This is a genomic window from Agrobacterium sp. 22-223-1, from assembly GCF_053522385.1.
Genome location: NZ_JBNWCN010000001.1, coordinates 2,220,438 through 2,244,256, shown reverse-complemented (window position 1 = coordinate 2,244,256; position 23,819 = coordinate 2,220,438). Strand labels below are relative to the sequence as shown.

23 protein-coding genes are annotated in these 23,819 nt (G+C 61.2%); 12 read left to right on the top strand and 11 right to left on the bottom strand.

The window, feature by feature from the left end:
- The 3 genes from ACQZ60_RS11105 to ACQZ60_RS11095 are packed head-to-tail and all read right to left on the bottom strand — an operon-like array spanning position 1 to position 4,758.
- The gene (locus ACQZ60_RS11105; protein WP_448735228.1) at positions 1-2,811 is read right to left on the bottom strand and encodes a DUF4159 domain-containing protein; all 2,811 of its coding nucleotides are present in this window, start codon (positions 2,809-2,811) and stop codon (positions 1-3) included.
- Positions 2,808-3,722: a DUF58 domain-containing protein gene (locus tag ACQZ60_RS11100; RefSeq protein ID WP_020808613.1), complete on the bottom strand. Its 915-nt coding sequence runs from the start codon at positions 3,720-3,722 to the stop codon at positions 2,808-2,810. The genes ACQZ60_RS11105 and ACQZ60_RS11100 overlap by 4 nt, the downstream gene beginning before the upstream one ends.
- A 25-nt stretch (positions 3,723-3,747) precedes the next feature.
- A complete protein-coding gene (locus tag ACQZ60_RS11095) occupies positions 3,748-4,758 on the bottom strand; it encodes an AAA family ATPase (RefSeq protein WP_003523087.1) in 1,011 nt (336 codons plus the stop codon).
- Between the two features lie 175 nt (positions 4,759-4,933).
- Here ACQZ60_RS11095 and ACQZ60_RS11090 point away from each other — a divergent pair, with 175 nt between their 5' ends.
- From ACQZ60_RS11090 to ACQZ60_RS11080, 3 genes are read left to right on the top strand one after another with little or no spacing between them, the layout of a single operon-like run.
- A complete protein-coding gene (locus ACQZ60_RS11090) occupies positions 4,934-5,563 on the top strand; it encodes a DUF1285 domain-containing protein (protein WP_448735227.1) in 630 nt (209 codons plus the stop codon).
- Positions 5,560-6,192 carry an NUDIX hydrolase gene (locus tag ACQZ60_RS11085; protein ID WP_448735226.1) on the top strand — a complete coding sequence of 211 codons (633 nt, stop codon included), beginning with the start codon at positions 5,560-5,562 and terminating at the stop codon, positions 6,190-6,192. Before ACQZ60_RS11090 ends, ACQZ60_RS11085 begins: the two co-directional genes overlap by 4 nt.
- Positions 6,189-7,445 (top strand): CCA tRNA nucleotidyltransferase, encoded by a 1,257-nt coding sequence (locus ACQZ60_RS11080; RefSeq protein ID WP_448735225.1) that lies wholly within the window; start codon positions 6,189-6,191, stop codon positions 7,443-7,445. The genes ACQZ60_RS11085 and ACQZ60_RS11080 overlap by 4 nt, the downstream gene beginning before the upstream one ends.
- 24 nt (positions 7,446-7,469) lie before the next feature.
- Here the strand turns inward: ACQZ60_RS11080 and ACQZ60_RS11075 are convergent, their stop codons facing one another.
- The 3 genes from ACQZ60_RS11075 to hemF all read right to left on the bottom strand — a co-directional run bounded on the left by ACQZ60_RS11075 (position 7,470) and on the right by hemF (position 9,183).
- Positions 7,470-7,655, bottom strand: coding sequence for a DUF1059 domain-containing protein (locus ACQZ60_RS11075; protein WP_003523091.1), 186 nt, complete (start codon positions 7,653-7,655; stop codon positions 7,470-7,472).
- Positions 7,656-7,882: 227 nt separating this feature from the next.
- The gene (locus ACQZ60_RS11070; protein ID WP_003523092.1) at positions 7,883-8,149 is read right to left on the bottom strand and encodes a hypothetical protein; all 267 of its coding nucleotides are present in this window, start codon (positions 8,147-8,149) and stop codon (positions 7,883-7,885) included.
- Positions 8,150-8,271: 122 nt separating this feature from the next.
- On the bottom strand, positions 8,272-9,183 hold the full coding sequence (gene hemF / locus ACQZ60_RS11065) for an oxygen-dependent coproporphyrinogen oxidase (RefSeq protein WP_269829141.1): 912 nt from the start codon (positions 9,181-9,183) through the stop codon (positions 8,272-8,274).
- 129 nt (positions 9,184-9,312) lie between these two features.
- Here hemF and ACQZ60_RS11060 point away from each other — a divergent pair, with 129 nt between their 5' ends.
- A complete protein-coding gene (locus tag ACQZ60_RS11060) occupies positions 9,313-9,588 on the top strand; it encodes a hypothetical protein (protein WP_003523094.1) in 276 nt (91 codons plus the stop codon).
- 35 nt (positions 9,589-9,623) lie between these two features.
- On the opposite strand, the gene ACQZ60_RS11055 is transcribed toward ACQZ60_RS11060, so the two are convergent.
- Together ACQZ60_RS11055 and ACQZ60_RS11050 are read right to left on the bottom strand one after the other, a co-directional pair.
- Positions 9,624-11,276 (bottom strand): Na/Pi cotransporter family protein, encoded by a 1,653-nt coding sequence (locus tag ACQZ60_RS11055; RefSeq protein WP_448735224.1) that lies wholly within the window; start codon positions 11,274-11,276, stop codon positions 9,624-9,626.
- Positions 11,277-11,448: 172 nt separating this feature from the next.
- The gene (locus ACQZ60_RS11050) at positions 11,449-11,910 is read right to left on the bottom strand and encodes a tRNA (cytidine(34)-2'-O)-methyltransferase (RefSeq protein ID WP_020808606.1); all 462 of its coding nucleotides are present in this window, start codon (positions 11,908-11,910) and stop codon (positions 11,449-11,451) included.
- Between the two features lie 234 nt (positions 11,911-12,144).
- On the opposite strand from ACQZ60_RS11050, the gene ACQZ60_RS11045 reads away from it, so the two are divergent.
- The 3 genes from ACQZ60_RS11045 (at position 12,145) to ACQZ60_RS11035 (ending at position 17,416) form a co-directional block, all read left to right on the top strand.
- Positions 12,145-13,020: a phosphodiesterase gene (locus tag ACQZ60_RS11045; RefSeq protein WP_448735223.1), complete on the top strand. Its 876-nt coding sequence runs from the start codon at positions 12,145-12,147 to the stop codon at positions 13,018-13,020.
- A 380-nt stretch (positions 13,021-13,400) separates the two neighbouring features.
- A complete protein-coding gene (locus ACQZ60_RS11040; RefSeq protein ID WP_448735222.1) occupies positions 13,401-15,251 on the top strand; it encodes an ABC transporter ATP-binding protein in 1,851 nt (616 codons plus the stop codon).
- Between the two features lie 296 nt (positions 15,252-15,547).
- Positions 15,548-17,416, top strand: a complete 1,869-nt coding sequence (locus ACQZ60_RS11035; RefSeq protein ID WP_448735221.1) for an ABC transporter ATP-binding protein — start codon at positions 15,548-15,550, stop codon at positions 17,414-17,416.
- A 9-nt stretch (positions 17,417-17,425) separates the two neighbouring features.
- Here the strand turns inward: ACQZ60_RS11035 and ACQZ60_RS11030 are convergent, their stop codons facing one another.
- Positions 17,426-18,358: an endonuclease/exonuclease/phosphatase family protein gene (locus ACQZ60_RS11030; protein ID WP_448735220.1), complete on the bottom strand. Its 933-nt coding sequence runs from the start codon at positions 18,356-18,358 to the stop codon at positions 17,426-17,428.
- A 309-nt stretch (positions 18,359-18,667) separates the two neighbouring features.
- On the opposite strand from ACQZ60_RS11030, the gene petA reads away from it, so the two are divergent.
- From petA to ACQZ60_RS11005, 5 genes are all read left to right on the top strand, one after another.
- Positions 18,668-19,246 (top strand): ubiquinol-cytochrome c reductase iron-sulfur subunit, encoded by a 579-nt coding sequence (petA, locus tag ACQZ60_RS11025; RefSeq protein WP_035239587.1) that lies wholly within the window; start codon positions 18,668-18,670, stop codon positions 19,244-19,246.
- 14 nt (positions 19,247-19,260) lie between these two features.
- Positions 19,261-20,583 (top strand): cytochrome b, encoded by a 1,323-nt coding sequence (locus tag ACQZ60_RS11020; RefSeq protein WP_003523102.1) that lies wholly within the window; start codon positions 19,261-19,263, stop codon positions 20,581-20,583.
- 22 nt (positions 20,584-20,605) lie between these two features.
- The gene (locus ACQZ60_RS11015; RefSeq protein WP_003523103.1) at positions 20,606-21,490 is read left to right on the top strand and encodes a cytochrome c1; all 885 of its coding nucleotides are present in this window, start codon (positions 20,606-20,608) and stop codon (positions 21,488-21,490) included.
- Between the two features lie 84 nt (positions 21,491-21,574).
- Positions 21,575-21,967 (top strand): GFA family protein, encoded by a 393-nt coding sequence (locus ACQZ60_RS11010; protein WP_448735219.1) that lies wholly within the window; start codon positions 21,575-21,577, stop codon positions 21,965-21,967.
- A 92-nt stretch (positions 21,968-22,059) separates the two neighbouring features.
- Positions 22,060-22,602 (top strand): adenine phosphoribosyltransferase, encoded by a 543-nt coding sequence (locus ACQZ60_RS11005; RefSeq protein WP_003494623.1) that lies wholly within the window; start codon positions 22,060-22,062, stop codon positions 22,600-22,602.
- 44 nt (positions 22,603-22,646) lie between these two features.
- Here ACQZ60_RS11005 and ACQZ60_RS11000 read toward each other — a convergent pair whose 3' ends face one another.
- Both ACQZ60_RS11000 and ACQZ60_RS10995 read right to left on the bottom strand, forming a co-directional pair.
- Complete coding sequence (locus ACQZ60_RS11000) at positions 22,647-23,114, bottom strand: MaoC family dehydratase (RefSeq protein ID WP_059757406.1); 468 nt, start codon at positions 23,112-23,114, stop codon at positions 22,647-22,649.
- Positions 23,111-23,584 (bottom strand): MaoC family dehydratase, encoded by a 474-nt coding sequence (locus ACQZ60_RS10995; RefSeq protein WP_035259523.1) that lies wholly within the window; start codon positions 23,582-23,584, stop codon positions 23,111-23,113. The genes ACQZ60_RS11000 and ACQZ60_RS10995 overlap by 4 nt, the downstream gene beginning before the upstream one ends.
- Positions 23,585-23,819: the final 235 nt, after the last annotated feature.

Here is a 23,819-nt window from a genome sequence, read left to right as displayed (position 1 = left end):
TCACTGCCCCAACCGTTCGAGAAGTGCGGGAACGTGGACCTGATCGGCCTTGTAGTTGCCGGTCAGCATATACATCATGATGTTGACGCCGGAGCGGAAGGCGTGCTCGCGCTGCATCTCGTCCGGCGGCACGGTAGGCAGAACCGGCGCGCCCTGCGGATCGACGGCCCAGGCGCCGGCGAAATCATTGCCCGTTATCATGATCGGCGTCACGCCATCGCCGGAGGAGGAGAGGCCCGAGGTGGTCTTGGCCGCCCCCTGCCGCGATTCCACCCAGAGCGGCGAGCCGTTGTAACGGCCGGGGAAATTGGTGAGCAGGTAGAAAGAGCGCGTCAGAACGTGGTCTTCCGGCACGGGCTCCAGCGGTGGGATATCGATATTGGCGAGGATCGCCTGCAGGCGTTCGCCGTTAGGGCTGGTCGCACCGGTATCGAGCGAGGAGAACTGGTCGCGCGTATCGAACAGCACGGTGCCGCCGGCGCGCATATAGGCGTCGATGCGTGAGATGGCGGCGCTTGAGGGCATGGGTGCCGTTGCGGAAACCGGCCAGTAGATGATGGGATAGAAGGACAATTCATCCTTGGAAATATCGAGGCCGACCGGCTGGCCGGGCTCCAGCGTCGTGCGCCAGGTCAGGAATTCGCTCAACCCCTGCAAGCCCTGCTCGGAAATGCGGTCGACATCGTCTTCGCCGGTGCGGACATAGGCGAGATGCGTCGTGTCCAGCCGTTCGAAGATTTGTTCGTCGCCGGGTTTGGGATCGTCGGCGCGGGCGTCGGTTGGCGACATGGCGGCAAAGGCGCCGAGGGCCAGAAGCACGGTGGCGGCGGTGGCGCTGCGGGCTTTCGGCAGGCGTGCGAAGGCGCCGTTCATGAAGAGCACGATCAGGCTGTCGGCAATCAGCATCAGGAAAGCGGCGATGAAGAGCGCCGGGCGCAGCGATTTCGCCGTTTCGCCGATCAGGGCTTCGCTGGTGGTGCTGACGCCGGCGACGGATGCGTCGAGCGGGCGCAGCGTCGCGCCTGCGGGCAGGAGATTGAGAGCCACGAAACCATCCTCTGTGCCATAGAGGCCGGGGGGATTGTCGAAACCGGTGCGGGGCGGCTGGCCGGCGCGCATTTCCAGCGGCCGGGCAGTGCCGATTTCGGCGGAAAGCGCACCTTCGGCCGTCAGCAGCCGGAAGGGCGGAAGGGCGGCAGCCGGGGCATTGGCGTTGGCGGAAGCGCCGCCCGCCTTCGACAATTGCACGATACGGCGCAGCATGTCGACGAAATGGCCAGAGATCGGCAGGTCGGACCAGCTCGCCTCCGCGCTGACATGGAAGAGCACGATGCGGCCTGCCTCGACAGTGCGGGTGGTGACGAGCGGCGTGCCATCGGCAAGGCTTGCCCAGGTGCGTTCAGCCAGATCCGGTGTCGGTTCGGCCAGAACCTGACGTTTGACGAGGACGCCATCGGCCTTCGGCATGCCGGCAAAGGCGCCGAAATTCGGGAAATCGGCAAGCGGCTGCGGCTCGGCCCAGGAGAGCGCGCCGCCAAGCGCGCGTTCGCCCTGTCTCAGCGTTACAGGCACCAGCGGATCGTCGGCCGGGGCTGCGGCAAGGCGCGGTCCGGCAAAACGGATCAGCGTGCCGCCACCGGCGAGCCAGCGTTGCATCGGCTCATAGGTTTCCTGCGGCAGACGGCCGATATCGGCCATGACGATGACCGAAGGATTGGATTGCAGGATTTCCGGGATCGCCTGCGCCAGATCGGCCTGCCGCTGCGGAATGAGATCGGCGAAAGGCTGCAGCGCGCGGCTGATATAATAAAGCGGCTGCAGCAACGGCTGGAAATCATTGCCGGTTTCGCCGGCCAGCAACGCCACGCGACGGCGGCGGAAGCCGTCGTCGAGAAGATGCACCGCACCCGCCGTCGACACGCCTTCGAGGGAGAGGCGGGCGAAATCGTTGCGCAGTTCGAAAGGTGCTTCCACCGTCGCCGTGGTTTCGGCCGCGCCGGGCGCGAAGTTCGCGATGCCGTTGGCGAGGATGCGGCCCTGGCTGTCCTGCGCATTGACGGTTATCCGGGCGGCTTCGGCGGTATCGAGCCGCGACAGTGTGACGCTCATGGCATCGGCATTGTTGGTGGCGCCGGTAATGGCGGTGATCGCCTTGCCGTCGCCCTTCACGATGCGGAATTCGGCTGGGGAGAGGCTGGCAAGCGTTCTCATCGCGCTTTCATCCTGCGCGGTTTGAACACCATCGGCAATATAGGCAATCGTGCCGGGGGCCGCGCCGTTCAGCGCCTCGGTGATGGCTTCCGCCGTGCGGATACGATCGGGAACGAGCGGCTTCGGCTTTGCTGCGGCGAGTTTTTCCAGTGCAACGGCTGTCGTTCCCGGTACGGCGTCATGTTCCGCATCGGCGGTGAAGCTGATGGAGACGGGGCGGTCGGCGCGCTCCGCGTCGCCGATCAGGGCCTGAGCGGTCGCCACGCGTCTTTCCCAGTCGGGCGCGGAGGCCCAGCTGTTGTCGACCACCAGCACCAGCGGGCCGCTGCCGGCTATGCTGTTGTTGCGCGGGTTCACCACCGGATCGGCCAGCGCGAAAATCACCGCGGCGGCAAGCGCCATGCGCAGCAGGGTCAGCCACCACGGGCTTTTCGAGGGCGTTTCCTCGCGTTTCAGCACAGTCGCCAATATTTTCAGCGGCGGAAACACTTCCGCCTTGGGGCGCGGCGGGGTGAGCCGCAGCAGCCACCAGATGGCGGGCAGCGCCAGAAGGCCGAAGAGGATATAGGGGCTGGTGAAGACGAAAGGCAATGCGCTCATCTGTGCCCACCGCCCTGTGCCGGCGCGCCGGAAAGATACATGTGCATGGCGACGAGCGCCTCAGAAGCGAGATGGTCTGTGCGGTGGAACACGAAGTTCCAGCCGAGACGGCGCAGCGACGAGGACAGCGCCTCACGCCTTGCGAGATAGGCGCGGGTGTAATCCTCGCGAATGGTTTCGGCACGGCCGGACACCAGTTTTTCGCCGGTTTCCGGATCGGTGAATTCGGTGCGGCCGGAATAGGGGAAGGTCTCTTCGGCCGGATCGGCAATTTCCACCACATGGCCGCGCAGGCCGCGCCGCGCGAGCGGCGAAATCCGCTCCATCACGGCTTTGGCATCATCGAGAAAATCGCCGATGAGGACGATGTCGCTCGCGCCGCGGATCATGCCCGTTTCCGGCATGCCTGTCGTCAGCGGTGCATGCATGATGGCGGCGGCCAGCCGTTCGGCGGCGTTTCTGGCCGAAACCGGCTCCATGATGCCGGGGCAGCCGATGCGCTCGCCCGAACGTGCAAGGATTTCCGCCAGCGCCAGCATCAGCACCAGCGCCCGGCTTTCCTTGGAGACGGAGCCGAGGGTGGATTTGAACATCATCGACGGCGACATGTCGGCCCAGAGCCAGATGGTGTGAGCTGCCTCCCACTCCCGGTCGCGCACATAGGTATGGTCGTCGCGGGCAGAACGCCGCCAGTCGATGCGCGACAGGCTCTCGCCTTCGGCATAGGGACGGAACTGCCAGAAATTTTCGCCGATGCCACGTTTGCGGCGGCCGTGCCAGCCGGCGGTGACGGTGTTGGCGATGCGCTTTGCCTCGACCATGCAGTCCGGCACCAGGGCTGCGCGCTGGCGTGCACGCGCCAGAACTTCGCTACCCGGCGTCTTGTCTACGATCTGGCCGATGGATGCCACATGCAGTCCTTTCGCGAACGTCGCTTCAGTTCTTCGCCTGCTCCACGAGCGCTGCGATGACATCGCGCACCGACATGCCTTCGGCGCGGGCCGCAAAGGTCAGCGCCATGCGGTGTTCCAGCACCGGTTCGGCCAGTGCATGGACATCGTCCAGCGACGGGGCTAGCCGGCCTTCGTAAAGCGCACGGGCGCGGGCCGTCAGCATCAGCGACTGGCCGGCGCGCGGACCCGGACCCCAGACAACGTGTTTGTCGGTCAATTTGTTGCCATGGCCGGGGCGGGCGGAGCGGACGAGCGAGAGGATGGCATCCACCACCTTGTCGCTGACCGGCATCTGGCGGATGAGGGCCTGAATTTCCATCAGGCGCCCGGCATCGATCACGCCGCGCGCTTCGCCCGAGGCGGTGCCCGTCGTGTCGAGCAGGATCTGGCGTTCGGCGGCAAGCTCGGGATAACCGACATCGACCTGCAGCAGGAAGCGGTCGAGCTGGGCTTCGGGCAGCGGATAGGTGCCTTCCTGCTCCAGCGGGTTCTGGGTGGCGAGAACATGGAACGGCTTCGGCAGCTCATAGGTTTGGCCGGCCATGGTGATGTGATATTCCTGCATGGCCTGCAGAAGGGCGGACTGTGTGCGCGGGCTGGCGCGGTTGATTTCGTCGGCCATCAGCAGCTGGCCGAAAATCGGACCCTTGATGAAGCGGAAGGAACGGCGTCCGTTTTCGTCCTGATCCATGACTTCGGAACCGAGGATGTCCGACGGCATCAGGTCCGGCGTGAACTGGATGCGGTTGGCATCGAGGCCGAGCACGGTGCCGAGCGTGGTGACGAGCTTGGTCTTGGCGAGGCCGGGAACGCCGACGAGCAGCGCATGGCCGCCGGAGAGGATGGCGAGAAGCGTGTTCTGCACCACTTTTTCCTGGCCGAAAATGACCTTGGAGACTTCCGTGCGGATGGCCGCGATGTCGGAAAGCGCTTTTTCGGCCGCGGCGACGATGGCCTTTTCATCGAGGGTTTCGCCGGTATTCATCACGCCCATGTCGCTCTCCTCATACCTTCGCCGCTGTCACAGTCGCATCCCGGTTTTGCTGGCAGTCGGCCGGGACGGATTTTGCGCTGCATATAGCTTATTGCTCTCTTGGCCGCTGACAAGCGCCATTCGAATGACTATGTCGTGACTTAGTATTTCCTTATCGGCAAAGCGAGACTCGAATATGGCAGCGGAGACGATAAATTCGGCGGGCGATGCGGCCGGGCTTGCGGCGATGATTTCCCGCGCCGCCGAACAGACCGGCGACGCCAAACGCGGGCCGGCCCCGGTGGAGCGCTGGAATCCGCCCTTTTGCGGCGATCTCGACATGGAAATCCGCGCCGATGGCACCTGGTTCTATCTCGGCACCCCCATCGGCAGGGCGCCGCTGGTGCGGCTGTTTTCCACGGTTCTGCGCAAGGATGAGGACGGTAAAACCTATCTCGTAACTCCTGTGGAAAAAGTCGGCATCCGCGTCGTGGATGCGCCTTTCGTCGCCGTGGAAATGAAGCTGACGGCGGGTGAGGATGATGGCGAGCCGCTGCTGACCTTCCGCACCAATGTCGGCGATGTGGTGGAGGCCGGGCCGGAGCATCCGCTGCGGTTCGAGGTTTTCGGTGAGAACCGCGAATTGAAGCCCTATCTTCTGGTGCGCGGCAGACTGGAAGCGCTCATCTCGCGGGCAGTGATGTATGATCTCGTCGCACTTGGCGAGGTGATCGAAGTGGAGGGCGTCGACATGTTCGCCGTGCGCTCGGGCGGGGTGACTTTTCCGGTGATGCCCGCCAAGGAACTGGAACGGCTTTCGCAATGACGACAACGGCATTCAAGACTTTTACCGCCGCCGATTTCCGCTGCCGGGTGCTGCAGGAAGGCGAGGGCGTGGCGGAGCGGGAGCATGGCGACCATGTGCTCAATCCGGGCGTGGTGCTGTCTGGAAACGGCATCAGGCTGAAGGACGCCGCCGTGCTGGTACCGGTCATTGACGATGGCAACGATGCGCGGGTGATCTTCACCCAGCGCACTTCGACGTTGCGCAAACATTCCGGCCAGATTTCCTTTCCGGGCGGCGGCATCGATGCCGAGGATCGCACGCCGGAAGAGGCGGCGCTACGCGAGACGGAAGAGGAAATCGGCCTTTCCAGGTCCTTCGTGGAAACGGTCGGGCGCCTGCCGGATTATGTTTCCGGGACGGGTTTCCGCATCAAGCCGGTGCTGTCCATCGTTCGGCCCGGCTTTGACCTGACGCTCAATCCAACGGAAGTGGATGAGGTTTTCGAGGTGCCGCTGTCCTTTTTGATGGACCCGGCCAACCACGGGCGCGGCAGCCGCATCTTTCAGGGGAAGGAGCGGTTTTTCTACGAAATGCCCTATGGCGAACGTTACATTTGGGGCATTACGGCGGGCATCGTCAGGACGATTTACGAGAGGTTTTATTCATGAGCAGCCTTGCCGGGCGGGACTGGTTTCAAAAACCGGCGCTGAAGCGCATCTTTACGCTTCTGAATGCCGATGGCGGCGAGGTGCGGATCGTTGGCGGCGCGGTGCGCAATGCGCTGATGGACCTGCCAGTGGTCGATGTCGACATGGCGACGACGCTGACCCCTGATGTGGTTGTTGCGCGGGCCAAGGCGGCGGGCATCAAGGCGGTGCCGACCGGCATCGAGCACGGCACGGTAACGCTGGTGATCGATGGCGAAGGTTTCGAGGTGACGACGTTGCGCCGCGATGTCGAAACCAATGGCCGCCATGCGCAGGTGGCTTTCGGAACCGACTGGCAGACCGACGCCGAGCGGCGTGACCTCACCATCAATGCTCTTTATGCCGATGAAAAGGGCGAGATCATCGACCTTATCGATGGTCTTCCCGATATAGAGACCGGCACGGTGCGCTTCATCGGCGATGCGGCGATGCGGATTTCGGAAGATTACCTGCGGATTCTCCGGTTTTTTCGCTTTTTCGCCCATTATGGCTCCGGCCGCCCGGATGCGGACGGCTTGCGGGCGAGCGCGCGGGCCAAGGACAAGCTGGGCACCCTTTCGGCCGAGCGGGTGTGGAGCGAATTGAAAAAGCTGCTTTCCGCCCGCGATCCTTCGCGCGCCCTTTTGTGGATGCGGCAATCGGGCGTTCTGGCGGAAATTCTTCCCGAAACGGAAAAATGGGGCATCGACGCCATTCATGGGCTGGTGGCGACGGAGCAGGCTCTGAGCTGGGCGGTGGACCCGATGCTGCGGCTTGCCGCCATCATGCCGCCGGACAGGGAGAGGCTGGCTGCCCTTGCCGCGCGCCTCCGGCTGTCGAAGGCCGAAGCGGCCTATCTCGCCCATTGGGCTTCGGCTCCGGCGGCTGATCCCGAGCTGAAGGAGACGGCGCTCGACCGGCTGCTTTATCGTCAGGGCGTCGAGGGCGTGAAGACGCGGCTGAAACTCGCGCTTGCTTCGGCCCGTGCCGATCTTTCCGCTGGCGACACCGCCATGCAGAAAGTGGCGCGGCTTTCGACTTTGCTGACGCGGGCGGAAAAATTCCACAAACCGGGCTTTCCGCTGAGCGGTGCGGATGTGATGGCAGCGGGCGTCGAGGCCGGCCCGAAGGTGGGCGAAGTGCTGAAAAGCCTTGAGGAAAAGTGGATCGACGTTAATTTCTCACTCGACCGGGCAGCGTTGACCGCCCGGTTGAAGGATATGCTGGAAAATTGAGGTCAGCGACGGCGGCGTTGCGGCTCAGGCCGCATTTGCCTCGTCGCGAATGCGGGATTTGATGTTTTCGATCATGTTCTCGCGGATGACGGTTTCGCCGTGCGCCGATCGCATATGTTCCACGGTGCGACGCACAACTTCTGCGTCGTCATCTGCGCGCGTGTGCCAGGCGCAGCCGGGCACGAGCGTTCCACATTCAAACAGTCTCATGGTCTTGCCTCCCTGTTTTAGAGCGCCATGCATCCGTTCGGACGCATAAAGGACGCTCTAACATTTTGAGTCTGCACATTCTCCCTGTCGAAAACCGGAATCGATTTTCGACAGGGAGAATGTGCGAGAGTGAGGGACAGCATTCAATTGCCTGCTGTCCCTCCGACAAGAAACGAATGTTCACCGCTTATGTTCCAGAGCGGCGTCCTTCGACCTTATTCAGGCCCCTATTCGGGCATCGCCCAGCACTGGAAAACAGAGGATGTGCCGGCTGCCGGAATTTTTGTACGAGGCATTTCGTCATTGTCCGCCCGCTTCACCGTTTTTCCGGCCAGCGTGCGTTTTACCTGTTCGACATAAAAGGAATGCGGCAGTTCTCGATCACCCGTGGCACGCATTTCCGCTGCCAGGCGATCGATCAAATCAGGGGTATCAATGGAATGCTGGGCTTCCTCGGGGGAAGCAGAGATAGGCATGCTGTTCGAAGTAATCATGACGATAGCTCCTCCAGTACGTCTGCGGGGAGGAGACTATCATTGCCTTGATTTTTCCATAAGTCCTAATTTGCGCTATTTGCGACCAAATGGCTGATGAGCGTCAAATTTACGTGAGGTTTTTAGGGCCAGCGCACCACCGGCGGTAGAGAGGAGAGAATCGATTCGACATTGCCGCCGGTCTTGAGGCCGAAGATCGTGCCGCGATCGTAAAGCAGGTTGAATTCCACATAGCGGCCGCGGCGGATAAGCTGCTCGTCGCGGTCCTCTTCCGTCCAACTCTGGTTGAAATTGGCGCGGACGATTTTCGGATAAACCAGATTAAAGGCGCGGCCGACATCCTGCACGAAGGCGAAATTGGCGTCCCAGCCGCCATTTTCCTCCTGCGGGTGCAGCCAGTCGAAAAAGATGCCGCCGATGCCGCGGGCTTCGTTACGGTGCTTCAGGAAGAAATACTCGTCGCACCACGTCTTGTAGCGCGGATAATCGGCAACCGGATGGCGGTTGCAGGTGATTTCGAAGGCGCGGTGGAAAAGCTGGCTGTCCGGGTCTTCCTGCGTCCTTCTGCGCCCCAGCACCGGCGTCAGATCCGCGCCGCCGCCGAACCAGTGGCTGGTGGTGACGACCATGCGGGTGTTCATGTGCACCGCCGGCACATTGGGGTTGACGGGATGGGCGATGAGCGAGAGGCCGGAGGCCCAGAAACGTGGGTCTTCTTCCGCACCCGGTATCTGCTTGCGGAATTCCGGCGAGAATTCGCCATAGACGGTGGAGGTGTGGACGCCGACCTTCTCGAAGACGCGGCCTTCCATCATCGACATCTTACCGCCGCCGCCCTCGCCATTATCGCGCAGCCAGTCTTTCTGGACGAAACGGCCGGGCTCCTGATCGGAAAGAGGGCCGGTCAGGTCGTTTTCGAGGGTCTCGAAGGAGTTAACGATGGTGTCGCGAAGATGCTGGAACCAGGCTTGGGCAAGGGCCTTCTTGTCCTCGATGTCGTCGGGCAAGCCCTTCGGCAAGATTGGCCGTTCCATGCGTATTCTCCTTTGGTGAGGTCGATTCCCTGTCGCGTCTAGCAGGTGCAGGCCCCGCGCACAAATTCGACTCGCCAAGTTCACATGCGGGCACTATCTTTATCGATGTAGGTGCCAGAGGTGAATATCATGACGAAATTTACCGGACCGCCGCCCCTGGACGGGCTGAAGCGCAGGATAGCCAATCACCGCAAGGCGCGTGAAGGCTCGGGCGACGACAAGACGCGCAATGGCATGTTCGTGCGGCAGACCTTCTGTCTCGGACGCGAGGAAGCCCGCGCCAAGGCGCGCGAATGGTTCGACAGCTTTCCGAAAGCGGCCTATTGGACGGAAGTGGAAAGCTGGCGGCAACTGGAAGGCGACCGCATCGAATTCACCATGCGGCGGCTTCCTTCGGCCGATTGAAGTTTAGAGCGTTTTCGCATTTCCCGGAAATGCTTTTAGGCGCGAGGCTCGGCATAACGCAGGCGGCTTTCGATCAGCACGCCGCTTTCATCCAGAATGGGATGCGCCACCGTGACGATATGGGCGTTGATGCGCTTCAGATCTCGCAGCATGTCGAGATGCAGCGAACTGGTCTGCATACTTTCCGCCAGCCCGTCGCGCAGCCGCTCCAGATGGCGGTTCGAGGACTGTTTTTCGAGGCGGCGTATATCCACCTTGCTTTCCATCAGCCTGCGGGCGAGCTCGAAATCGCCGGTTACCAGAATGCTCTGGGCGGCGCGCAGATTTTCGATGGTCATGTCGAACAGGGTTTTCAGCTCTTCATAGCCGTCATCGGAAAATTTGAAGCTGTTCAGCACCTTCTTGCGGATTTGCTCGCAGATACCTTTTTCGATGATATCGCCGATGTGTTCGAGGTTGATGGCATAGTCGATGATGGCGATCGAACGGCGGGCTTCTTCGTCGGCAAGCCCCTTGCGCCCCAGTTGCGACAGATAGACCTTCACCTCCTGCTGGCGGCGGTCGACCTTCTTTTCGAGCAGGGAAACCTCCTGAAGCGGCGCCAGATCATTATGCTTGAAGGCGTTTTCGGCGCGGATCAGCATCCGCTCGATGCTGTCTCCGACACCCAGCACCTCGCGGGTGGCATTGGCGAGCGCCACGACCGGCATGTCCAGCGCCTGCTGGTCGAGGAAATTCGGGCCGTCTTCGGCTTTCGGATCGCCCGGCACCAGCCTTGCCATCAGGTCGGACAGGAGGCCGGAGAAGGGCCAGGCCAGCGCCGCCAGAATGACGTTGAAGATCAGATGGGCGTCGACCGGCAATTTTGCGGGCGAAAGCGGCAATTGCTGCAGGAACTCCGCGCCATAGGAGGCGAGCGGCAGAGCGATGAGGCAGCCAATGGTGCGCACCAGAAGGTTGCCCATGGTGATGCGCCGTGCCGAGGCGGGGCCGGAAAGCGTGGCGATGACCGGCGGAATGGCGCCGCCGAGATTGGCGCCGAGAATGAGCACGATGATGAGGCCGGTGGAAAGCGTGCCGGTGGCGGCGAGCGACAGGATAAGCACCACGACGGCAAGGCTCGAAGACGAAACGAAGGCGAGCACGGCGGAAAAGATCAGCGCGACGGGCCATGCCCCGTCAAGCAGGCCGATAAAGACGCCGAGAGCCGGCGAGGCGCGCATCGGTTCTGTCGCGCCGCTCAACAGATGCAGCGACAGAAGCATGAGGCCGATGCCGATCAGCGCCGTTCCGCCGCCTTGCCGGGCATTGGAACTGCCCTTTTTCAGAATAATGCCCGCAAGGATCAGCAGCGGCGACAGCCATTCCACCCCGGCCGCGACGATCCATGCGGTCACGGCGGTGCCGACATTGGCGCCGAGCAGCACCACCTGCGCCATGCGTGGCCTGATGAGGTCTCGTTCAGCAAAGGAGGCGACGGTGAGGGCCGTCGCCGTCGAACTTTGCAGCGCGACGGTGGCGAAGAAGCCGGAGAAGAAGGAGCGCGGACCGTTCTGGGTGCCGGTGGCCAGCACACTTCGCAGTTTCATGCCGAAGGCGCGGGTGACGCCATCCTTGACCTGGGCAAGGCCGAAGAGCAGCAGCGCGACTGCGCCGAGAAGGTTGACGATGACAATGGTGGATTGCATGCGACGTCTCCTCACACCCGCCGGCGGATGGTTCCGGCGAGCACGATTTTTATTGTCCGGCTAATCAGTATAGGAGCCTCGATGCCCTCGGTACAGGCCGGGTTGCGACAGTTTTGAAGTAAAAACGGTCAAATTTTGTATTTGCCCGAAAAATTGGCGTTAAAAATGACGCCTATGCCCATGCCACCTGACGCAAAGCCTCGCCGGCGATCATCGCCGCCGACATGGCGACGTTGATGGAGCGCTGTCCCGCCACCATGGGGATGATGATTCGCTCCTCTGCCTTTTCATGCACATGGTCCGGTACGCCGGCACTTTCGCGGCCGAAAAGCAGGATGTCATCCGTGCGGTAGGCGATCTTCGTATAGGGCAGGGCGGCTTTGGTGGAGGCGAGAACGAGACGGCGGCCGGTGGTTGCCCGCCATTCCTCGAAACGGTCCCAGCTGACATGGCGCGTCAGCGCCGCCGCCGCGATATAATCCATGCCCGCCCGTTTCAGATTACGGTCGGAAATATCGAAACCGGCCGGCTCGATGATGTCGACGCCGAGGCCGAGACAGGCGGCCAGCCGCAGGATGGTGCCGGTGTTGCCGGGAATATCGGGCTGGTAAAGGGCGATCCTGATTTCGGGCATGGACGTCTCACTGCGGTTGGTCTGCCCGTCCGATTATCACGGGCAGGGGCCGGGCGACAGCTATGCTGCGAAAAGTCCCTTTGAGGCGTCGTTCCCGGCTGGATGTTCATTCGCGTGACACACAGGGCGGCTACCCATTCACCGGAACATCGTCGGGTTTGCCCGGACCATCGCGAATGGTCTGGACAGGTCGTTTCGAGCCGGATTTTCTGCACGCAACAACAGGAGGACACCATGTCCGAACGGGTGAATTTCGTCCATCTGACCGATCTGCATGTGGGCAATCCGCAGGTGCAGGACGATGATCTTTATTCCGAGACCTCGGCCACGCTTTCCGCAACGCTTGCGCAGATCAAGGCGCTCGTGCCGCCGCCTGAATTCATCGTCGCCAGCGGCGATCTGACCAACAGGGGCGATGCCGGCAGCTATGAGGAACTCAAGCGGCTGATGGCGGAAGCGGAACTCGATATGCCGGTGCTCTTCGCGCTCGGCAATCACGACCGCCGCGACGGTTTTTATCCGGTCATGCTCGACCGCCATGAGGATCTGGACGAGCCCTATGACCATGCCGAGGTCATTGCCGGGATCCACATCATCGTCATGGATACCAGCGTTCTGGGCAAGGTTGGCGGCGCTTTCGAGCCGGGGCAGATCGAATGGCTGGAGGATGAGCTGGAAAACCACCCCGAACTGCCGAAGCTGCTGGTGATGCACCATGCGCCGGCGCTCGATTTCGACCGTCCGGATGCGGAGTGGGAATCGCTTTCCTTCGCGGATACCGAGGCTCTGGACGAGGTGCTGTTCGAGCATGATGTCATCGGCATTCTTGCGGGCCACATCCATTACGACCGCATGTCGCACTGGCAGGGCATTCCCGTCGTGGTCGGCATCGGCCAGCATTTCGCCACCGATCCGCTTTGGCTGCATGAGGGCGTGCGCATGTTGTCCGGTGCTTCCTTCGCGATCGGCACGATAAGGGACACGGGGCTCACCGTCACCTTTGCGCCGCAGCCCAGCGACCGTCGGGAATTGAAGCGGCATACGCAGGCCGGAATGGCCGAGTTGATTGCGGGCTATGAAAGCGCAGAGGCGCAGGACGCGGCCGAATAGGGCGACGTGCGCATCGTTTAACGGGCGGAGACCTCGCGGGGTCATCTCCGCCCGTTCGCCTTTGGGCGGCACCTGCATGTTTTCTCGCGTATTCGGTGTCTTTCCGACTGGTCATTGACTAAATTTTGCGCTACAAGGCCATATCTTCAACACCAGCCAAGGGAGGTTCTCATGCTAAATGATGTTCGTATTCGCCTCCCGGCCCCCGTCGTGCCGCTGCTGGCTTAGGTGTTACTCCGCGGTTCGCCCGCGTTTCCCATTTTTCGATTCGTCATGTGGCTGTCACGGCCATATCCAAAGACTTTTCCGTTCCGTCGTGAGCCATATTTGTGTCCGCTCACCATGTCACGATGGAGCGATTGATTGCCGGAGCTTGGCCTATGTTTGGCTGGTTTGAAAAACGCCTCGATCCTTTTCCCTCTTCGGCGCCCTCCGTGCCGCCAAAGACGCTTTTGCCGTTCCTGTGGCATTATGTGAAGCCCGCATGGCCATGGCTCCTGCTGCTCGGCCTGATGTCCATGGGCATCGCGATTGCGGAAGCCATGCTCTACAAATTCCTCGGCAATATCGTCGACTGGCTTTCCACGGCCAATCGCGAGACGTTTTTTGCCGATGAGGGCTGGCATCTGATCGGCATGGCGGCGCTGGTGCTCTTCGTGTTGCCGCTGATGGGCGCGATCCACACCATGACGATGCACCAGACGCTTGCCGGCAATTTCGGCATGATCGCGCGCTGGAAGATGCACCGTTTCCTGCTGCGTCATTCCATGAACTTCTTCGCCAACGAGTTTGCCGGCCGCGTTTCCACCAAGGTGATGCAGACGGCGCTGGCGATCCGCGAAGTGGCGCTGAAGGTGATCGACGTCTTCGTCTATGCGATCAGCTTCGTCGTCTCGATGCTGTTCATGGTCGCGGCGGCGGACTGGCGGCTGGTCATTCCGCTGCTGGTCTGGCTCGGTATCTATATGGCCATCCTCGCTTATTTCGTGCCGAAGCTCGGCCGGCTGGCGCAGGAGCAGGCCGATGCACGCTCGATGATGACGGGCCGGATCGTCGACAGTTACACCAACATCTCGACGATCAAGCTGTTTTCCCACGCGGGGCGCGAGGAAAGATATGCGCGTGAGGGCATGAACGTGTTTCTCGGCACGGTTCACCGCCAGATGCGCAAGATTTCCGGCTTCAACATCCTGATCGACCTTAACAACGCGCTGGTGCTGTTTTCCACGGCGGCGCTCGGTCTTTATTTCTGGATGCAGGGTTCGGTCACCGCCGGTTCGGTCGCCATCGCCATCAGCCTTGCCATGCGTGTCAACGGCATGTCGCAGTGGATCATGTGGGAAGTCACCTCGCTGTTCGAAAATATCGGTACGGTCTATGACGGCATGTCGATGATGACGAAGCCGCACGACATCGTCGACGTTCCGAAGGCGCCTGAGCTCGCGGCCCCGCAGGGCGCGATCCGTTATGACAATGTCCGTTTCCACTACGGCAAGAACAAGGGCGTGATCGACGGACTGACACTCGACATCAAGCCGGGCGAAAAGGTCGGTCTGGTCGGGCGTTCGGGTGCGGGCAAGACGACGCTGATGAACCTGCTTCTGCGTTTCTACGATCTGGAAGCGGGCAGGATCACCATCGACGGGCAGGACATTTCCAAGGTGTCGCAGGACAGCCTGCGCGAGCTGATCGGCGTCGTGACGCAGGATACCTCGCTGCTGCACCGTTCGATCCGCGACAACATCGCCTATGGTCACCCCGAGGCCACGGACGAGCAGGTGATCGCGGCGGCGAAGCGGGCCAATGCCTGGGACTTCATCGAAACGCTTGTCGACATGCATGGTCGTCAGGGCCTCGATGCGCAGGTGGGCGAACGCGGCGTGAAGCTCTCCGGCGGCCAGCGCCAGCGTATCGCAATCGCCCGCGTCTTCCTCAAGAATGCACCGATCCTGGTGCTGGACGAGGCGACTTCGGCGCTCGACTCGGAAGTCGAGGCGGCGATCCAGGAAAACCTGTTCTCGCTGATGGAAGGCAAGACGGTGATCGCGATCGCCCACCGCCTTTCGACGCTGACGGAAATGGACCGGCTCATCATTCTCGACAAGGGCCGGATCGTGGAGGCGGGCAGCCATGCGGAGCTGGTGGCGATGGGCGGTATCTATGCCGACCTGTGGCGGCGCCAGTCCGGCGGCTTCATCGCCGACCACGAGGCGGAAGTGGCCGCGGAGTAAGGAAAAGCGAGAGGGCGGGGTGTTCCCGCCCTCAGGTTGACAACAACGGCTGAAAACCTCTCCTCCGTCATGCTCGGGCCTGTCCCGAGCATCTGCCACCGTTGAATATTGGACAGGTGGTTAGATCCTCGGGACAGGCCCGAGGATGACGCCCGGCGTGAAGGAAGGTTGTCATCAGTCTCAAGCCGGTGGAACATTCCCCGCCCTTTTTCATTCCCCGAATGTTACCGAAATATAATCTCTTCCCGAAGCCTTCGCGGCTGTTCCCGCTCCGGGAATCCGCCTATATCCGGATTATGGTTATTACCCGCATCTTCGAGTTTTTCGAGAACTGGATAAGGCCCTTCGCCCGCAAGGACGATTTGCGGCCGCCTGAAAGTACGTTCGCCTTTATCTGGTTCTACATCTCGCAGGCCAAGGCGCCGTTTTTCGCCATGCTGGTGCTCGGCGGGCTGACGGCGGCCATCGAGGCGGCGCTGTTCTGGTTCGTCGGGCGGCTGGTGGATATTCTCTCCACCGTGAAGCCGGAAGAGGGCTGGGCGGGGCTGCTTGCGGCCCATGGCGGCGAGCTGGTGGGCATGCTGGTGCTGATCGGCGTCGTGCGTTTTATCGTCACCATGGTAACGGCGCTGGTGGATCAGCAGATCATCACGCCCGGTTTTTACAATCTGGTGCGCTGGCAATCCTATATGCATGTGGCGCGGCAATCGCTGACCTTCTTCCAGAACGATTTTTCCGGCCGCATCGTCACCAAGGTCTGGTCGGGCGGGCAGGCGGCGGGCGATCTCGTCACCTCGCTGATGGAAAGCGTGTGGTTCGTCGGCATTTATTTCGTTTCCATGCTGTTCCTGATTGGCGGGCTGGACTGGCGGCTTGCGGTCGTCGTCGTCGTCTGGGTGGGGATATTCTCGCTGCTGGCGCGCTATTTCGTGCCGCGCATCCGTTACCATTCCAAGGAAACGGCGGAAGCCGCCTCGATGCTCTCCGGCCGCATGGTGGATGCCTATAGCAATATCCAGACGCTCCGGCTGTTCGGGCGAGATGATGCCAATGACCGCTACATGCGGCAGGGTTTCGACATTTTCCAGCATGCGACCATGACATTCACCCGGTTCATCACCGGCGTGCGCGCCTCCATGGCGCTGCTGTCCGGCGTGATGATTACCTCCATGGCTGCGCTCTGCATCGATCTGTGGCTTTCCGGCAAGATCAGTTCCGGTGCGGTGGCCTTCACGCTGGCGCTGGTGCTGCGTCTCAACTTCCTGCTCGGCCGGCTGATGACGCAGTTCAACGGCATCATGCGCAATTTCGGCACGGTGCAGAATGCCGCCGAACTGATTTCGCAGCCGATCGGTCTCGTCGATGCGCCGGAGGCGACGGTGCTAGAGGTCAAGAAGCCGGGCATCCGTTTCGAAAATGTCAGCTTCCATTACGGGCGCGCGAACGGCGTCATCGACCATCTCAATCTCGAAATCAGGGCGGGCGAGAAGGTAGGCATCGTCGGACGCTCCGGGGCGGGAAAATCCACCCTCGTCAATCTGCTTCTGCGTTTTTACGATGTCGAAAAAGGCCGCATCCTGATCGACGGGCAGGATATCGCCAGGGTGACGCAGGAATCGCTGCGCGCCCATATCGGCATGGTCACGCAGGATACGTCGCTGCTGCATCGCTCCATTCGCGACAATATCCTGTTCGGCCGCACCGATGCCACCGAAGCGCAATTGCAGGAGGCGACGCGACGCGCCAAGGCGGATGATTTCATCGCCAGGCTCGAGGATCAGCGCGGTCGCAAGGGGTTCGATGCACATGTGGGCGAACGCGGCGTGAAATTGTCCGGCGGCCAGCGCCAGCGCATCGCAATCGCCCGCGTGATGCTGAAGGACGCACCGATCCTCGTGCTCGATGAGGCGACGTCGGCGCTCGATTCGGAGGTGGAGGCGGCGATCCAGAGCAATCTGGACGAGCTGATGCAGGGAAAGACGGTGCTGGCCATCGCCCATCGCCTGTCGACCATCGCCGCTCTCGACCGGCTGATCGTGATGGATCAGGGGCGCATCGTCGAACAGGGCAGCCATTCCGATCTGGTCATGCAGGGCGGTCTCTATTCGGAACTCTGGGCGCGGCAGTCGGGCGGTTTTCTTGCCGCGGACGAAGCGGCGCAATAAGGCCTTCGGCTATTTCCCGATCATGAAATCCGCCATCAGGCCGTAATGATTGGAACCGAGGCTGTCGGGCAGGCGGGTGGTTTTCATCAGCGTCGCCGGTTCGCGGGCGAAGATGTGGTCGATGGCGATGCCGAAGCGGCCGGCCTCCGTCGGCCATGTGGCGGGTTCGAAGGTCGCTTTCTTCAGATCGTTGGCGGCGAGGAAAGCGCGCATGTCAGGGGCGATGCTGGCCGAATTGAAATCTCCGGCCAGAATGAGCGGCCCGGTGACGCGAAAGAGAATTTCGCTGACTTCATCGAGTTCGTCGCGATGATAATCGTCGAAATAGGGCTTGGTGATATGCCCGGCGGCGAGCGTCAGTTCCGTGCCGTCGAGATCGATCTGGGCTATGGCAAACCGGTCCCGCCGAAGATCGCTGAGGCTGTGGAAACGGCCTTCCAGCAACGGTCTTTTTGACAGGATGACCAGATCGCATCCGGGGGTTCCGGTGTAACAGCCAATCCTGTGCGGATAGGTTTGCTGCAGTCGCGGCAGGGCCGATTTCAGCGCCGCCGCCTCGAAGAGATAGACGGCATCCGCGCCCGATTCGAGAATCGTGTCGGCAATTGCGTCCGCATTGGCGGCATTGTCCATCAGCACGTTGAAGGACAGCAGCCGGAAGGGTTTGGCGCCTGGCGCCGGGTTGGCGGATGTGGAAAATTCCAGAAGCATGGCAATGGCATGGATGGCGAGCGCAAGCGACCAGACGACGAGGAGCGCCGAAACCGCGTCACGCGTCAGCCAGAAAACGAGGCATGAGAGCAGGATACAGACGATGGCTATGTGCAGCTGGAAACTGGTGACGAAGGCGAGAAGCCAGAAATCCGTCACATAACGCAGGCTGGCGACGAAAAGAACGGCAGCCACCGCCGTGGAGACCATGCAAGAGAGCTTCGCCGTCATCCGAATCCCTGCTTTCCGCGCTCTCCCTTGAAGTCTCCTAACATGGTGCATGGATGCGCACAATGTTGCCCGCCTGCCAAGGACGGCGAAAAAATGCGAGCCAAATCGGCCCCCTCCGGCAGAATTACGGCAGCTTTGTGTGCTTTGCTCTTGCCAAGTCAGTCAATATTTTGCGATCAAACACATGACGCGGTTTCTCAAATGCCGCGAGAATGACCAGGACGATGGGACGGAGTTTGTCTTGGATCAAATCATAGCGGGAGGACTCATGCGATTTACGGCAAAAACAGCGCAGAGGATGGTGTAGCGGTGAGCGAGCACGTAACCAATCACGACGCTTCGGGTGAACCGACCCGTCGCGATTTTCTTTACCTAGTGACGGGAATGGCGGGCGCTGTCGGTGCCGCCGCAGTTGCATGGCCCTTTATCGACCAGATGCGTCCCGATGCATCGACGCTGGCGCTCGCCTCCATCGAGGTGGATGTCACGGCCGTCGAGCCAGGCATGTCGCTTACCGTGAAGTGGCGCGGCAAGCCGATTTTCATCCGCAACCGCACGGAAAAGGAAATCGAGGAAGCCAAGGCCGTCGCTCTCGGCGATCTGAAGGATCCCGTGGCGCGCAATGCCAACATCGCCGCCGACGCGCAGGCGACGGATATCGACCGCTCCGCCGGCGAGGGCAAGGAAAACTGGATCGTCATGGTCGGTTCCTGTACCCATCTTGGTTGCATTCCGCTCGGCCAGGCCGGCGATTTCGGCGGGTGGTTCTGTCCCTGCCATGGCTCGCACTACGATACGGCGGGCCGCATACGTAAGGGTCCGGCGCCGCAGAACCTCGCCATCCCGACATTTGCATTCACATCCGATACCGTGATCAAGATCGGATAAGGGGACAGATATTCATGAGTGGCCATTCCAGTTATCAGCCGTCCACCGGCATCGAAAGGTGGATCGATTCGCGGCTTCCCTTGCCGCGCATGATCTATGACAGCTTCGTTGCCTATCCTGTCCCGCGTAACCTGAACTACGCCTACACCTTCGGCGCGATGCTTTCCGTCATGCTGCTGGTGCAAATCCTCACCGGCGTCGTGCTGGCCATGCATTATGCGGCCGAAACGACGGTCGCCTTCAATTCCGTCGAAAAGATCATGCGCGACGTCAACCATGGCTGGCTGCTGCGCTACATGCATGCCAACGGTGCGTCGTTCTTCTTCATCGCGGTTTACCTGCACATCGCCCGTGGCCTTTATTACGGCTCCTACAAGGCGCCGCGCGAAATCCTCTGGATTCTCGGCTGCGTGATCTTCCTGCTGATGATGGCGACGGGCTTCATGGGCTACGTTCTGCCCTGGGGCCAGATGTCCTTCTGGGGCGCAACCGTTATCACCGGCTTCTTCACGGCGTTCCCGGCCATCGGCGAATGGATCCAGCAGTTCCTGCTCGGCGGCTTTGCCGTTGATCAGCCGACCCTGAACCGCTTCTTTGCGCTTCATTATCTGCTGCCCTTCATGATCGCAGGCGTCGTGATCCTCCACATCTGGGCGCTGCATGTGACCGGCCAGACCAACCCGACCGGCGTTGAAGTGAAGAGCAAGACCGACACGGTTCCCTTCACACCCTATGCGACGCTGAAGGATGCGCTCGGTGTTTCCGTGTTCCTGATCGGTTATGCCTGGTTCGTGTTCTACATGCCGAACTTCCTTGGCCACCCCGACAACTACATCATGGCCGATCCGCTGAAGACGCCGGCGCATATCGTTCCGGAATGGTACTTCCTGCCGTTCTACGCCATGCTGCGCGCCATCACCTTCAACATCTGGATCATCGATTCCAAGCTGGGCGGCGTTCTCGTGATGTTCGGCGCGATCGTCGTGCTGTTCTTCCTGCCCTGGCTCGATACGTCGAAGGTGCGTTCCGCCGTCTATCGTCCCTGGTACAAGATGTTCTTCTGGCTGTTCGTGGTCAATGCCATCATGCTCGGCTGGCTGGGTTCTCGCCCGGCGGAAGGAACTGGCCTGATCGGCCTGCTCACCGGCGATCTGAAAGGCAATTATGTCGGCTATTCGCAGCTCGGCACGCTTTATTATTTCGGTTTCTTCCTCGTCATCATGCCGATCCTCGGTCTGGTCGAAACGCCCCGGCGTATTCCGAATTCGATTACCGAGGCCGTTCTCGAAAAGAACGCCGCCAAGACGGGTGCCGCATCTGCGGCTGCCGAAGTCTGAGCGCGAAGGAAGGATGACGACAATGAAGAAGCTTGTAACGAGCATCGCGCTTTTCGCCGCCATCGGCTGTTCCGCCGCCGCCTTCGCGGCGGAGGAGAGCCATGATCTCGCCGCCCAGACGGAGCACGCGATTGCCGGGGGTCACTTCCCGGTCATCAAGCCCGAGGAGCAGAGCTGGTCCTTTGCCGGCCCCTTCGGTAAATACGACAAGGGCCAGCTTCAGCGCGGCCTGAAGGTCTATAAGGAAGTCTGCTCCGCCTGCCATTCCATGAGCCTCGTTTCCTTCCGCACGCTGGAGGATCTCGGTTATTCGGACGAGCAGGTGAAGGCTTTCGCCGCGGAATATGAAGTGCAGGACGGGCCGAACGCCGATGGTGAAATGTATAATCGCAAGGCCGTGCCTTCCGATCATTTCCCTTCGCCTTTCCCGAACCATGAGGCGGCGGCAGCCGCCAACGGTGGGGCGGCCCCGCCCGACATGTCGCTGCTCGCCAAGGCGCGCGGCGTGGAGCGCGGTTTTCCGCAATTCCTCATCGACATGATCCCGATCGTCGGCGGTTATCAGGAAGGCGGCCCGGACTACATCCATGCGCTGCTGACCGGATATCAGGATCCGCCGGCCGGCGTTGAAGTGTCGGAAGGCACGCATTTCAACCCGTATTTCGTCAGCGCAGCCGCGCTGAAGATGGCGCCGCCGATCAGTGCCGATCAGGTGACTTATGACGACGGCGCGCCGCAGACCGTGGACCAATATTCCAAGGACGTTGCTGCGTTCCTGATGTGGGCGGCAGAACCGCATCTGGAAGAGCGCAAGCGCACCGGCTTCATGGTCATGGTGTTCCTGTTCATCTTCACGGCGCTGATCTATCTCACCAAGAAATCGGTCTACGCCAACAAGGAACATTGATCGGCATCCAGAAGATGCCTGTCAGTCATTGGCCCCCACGGTCTTCCGTGGGGGCCTTTTCATGTGTCGAGAGGGATGGTGGAAATGACGAAAATTCGTAACGGCGGCTGTCTATGCGGCTCCATCCGTTTTGAAGCGAAGGGCGAGCCCGGCAATCCGCACACTTGCTCCTGCGATATCTGCCAGCGGCATTCCGGTGCGCCCAGCCTTGCCTGGGTGGAGTTCGAGAGGGATGCGGTGACGTGGACGGGAGAGGGCGGCGCGCCTTCGACTTTCCGATCCTCCGATTATTCCAGCCGGGCTTTCTGCCCGATCTGCGGCAGCACGCTTGGCGCCATCGACGAAGCGCCGACGGTTGCGCTGGTCTCGGGAAGTTTCGATGACAGGGACGACGAGGCCCTGCGGCCCCTGTCGCATTCCTTCGAGGATGTCTGCCCGGTCTGGGCGCGGATCGAGGGAATGTCGCTGGCGGAATGAGCGCCGGCCCTTTTTAGTTGGTCCGCAGCCGTCAAGTTGATAGGGTGGCCCGAACCTTCTGATCCATTTCCCTTATCTCAACTGGAAATACCATGACCGTTATCGCTTCGGAGCTTTCCGCTGCCATCCGTTCCATTCCCGACTATCCGAAGCCGGGCATCATCTTCCGGGACATCACGACGCTGCTCGGCAACCCCCGCGCTTTTCGCCGTGCCGTGGACGAACTCGTGCAGCCCTATGCCGGAACGAAGATCGACAAGATCGCCGGCATGGAAGCACGCGGCTTCATTCTGGGCGGTGCGGTGGCGCATCAGCTATCGGCCGGTTTCGTGCCGATCCGCAAGAAGGGCAAGCTGCCGCACACCACCGTCCGCGTCGCCTACAGCCTTGAATACGGCGTCGACGAAATGGAAATGCATGTGGATGCGGTACAGCCGGGCGAAAAGGTCATTCTGGTCGATGACCTGATTGCTACCGGCGGCACTGCCGAAGGCGCGGTCAAGCTTTTGCGGCAGATGGGCGCGGAGATCGTTTCCGCCTGTTTCGTTATCGACCTGCCCGATCTCGGTGGCCGCAAGAAGCTGGAAGACCTTGGCGTCGAGGTGCGGACGCTGGTGGAGTTTTCCGGCCACTGAGATGGTAACGGGGCAATGGTGACGCTATTGCCCCGACGCTCATTCTATTCGAATTCCAGAACCCCGCTCTGGAAGGTCATCACTGTTTCTCCCGACTGGTTGACGCCCTCATTGAAGGTCGTGTTCAGCCAGACGCCGGCTCTGGATTCCAGCGCTCGGGTCTCGAGCAGGGTCACGAAATAGGTGACATCGTCTCCGGCGAAGACCGGTTTTTTCCATTTGAGTTCGCGAAAGCCGGGGGAGGGGCCGAGTTTGGGCGGCTCAAGGCCCTGTAGCTTCAATCTTTTCACCTCTTTGGCCCAGTGAGAGAGGAAGCATTTCATCCAGCCTGCGCCCGTGTGCCAGCCGGAAGCGCAGAGAGCGCCGAAAACGCTGTTCTTTGCGGCTTCCGCATCGAGATGAAAGGGCTGCGGATCGAAATCGCGGGCAAAACGGATGATGTCTTCGGCGGAAAAATGCAGCGTATCGAGGGTGACGCGTTCGCCGATGGGAGAAAGTTCCGCCAGTTTCATGCTGCAACGCCTCCCTTGCCGCGCATCAGGAACATCACGGTGTTTTCCCCGTGCGATACCAGAACGCCGCGCTGGTTATAAAGCTCGTGGCGTAATTTCACGAGGCCAATGCCGGGGCGCGAGGCGGAGGGCCGCTGTTCCAGCACGATGGATTTTCCGACAAGCGTATCGCCCGCCAGAACCGGCTTTTTCCAGTCGACGAAATCGATTCCGGGGCTGCCCTGCGAGGTCGAGTTCGAGATGTAGCTGTCCGCCATCATCCGCATCAGCAGGCTGCAGGTGTGCCAGCCGGAAGCCGCCAGTCCGCCGAGAATGCTCTGGCGGCCAGCCTCTTCGGAAAGATGCATCGGCTGTGGGTCGAATTCGCTGGCGAAGGTGATGATCTGCTCTGCGGAAATCGATTGCGGGCCCAAAGGAAATTCCCGACCGACGGAAAAATCCTCATAGGCATATGTCGCGACCGGCGTCATGGTTTCCTCCCTTCGCACAGTCAATATCGGCGGCATCTAAAATGATTTTTCCCTTTACGTAAAGGTCAAATCGGGGAGGCCGGTTCTTGGGGAGGTGGTTTGGAGCGAGTGGGCGCGCGTTTCGCCTTCTCCCCGAGGGGGAGAAGGTCGCGGCAGCGGGATGAGGGGGCGAGGGTAGAGATAAACCGAGATCTTGCCCCCTCATCCGACCCTTCGGGCCACCTTCTCCCCGGCG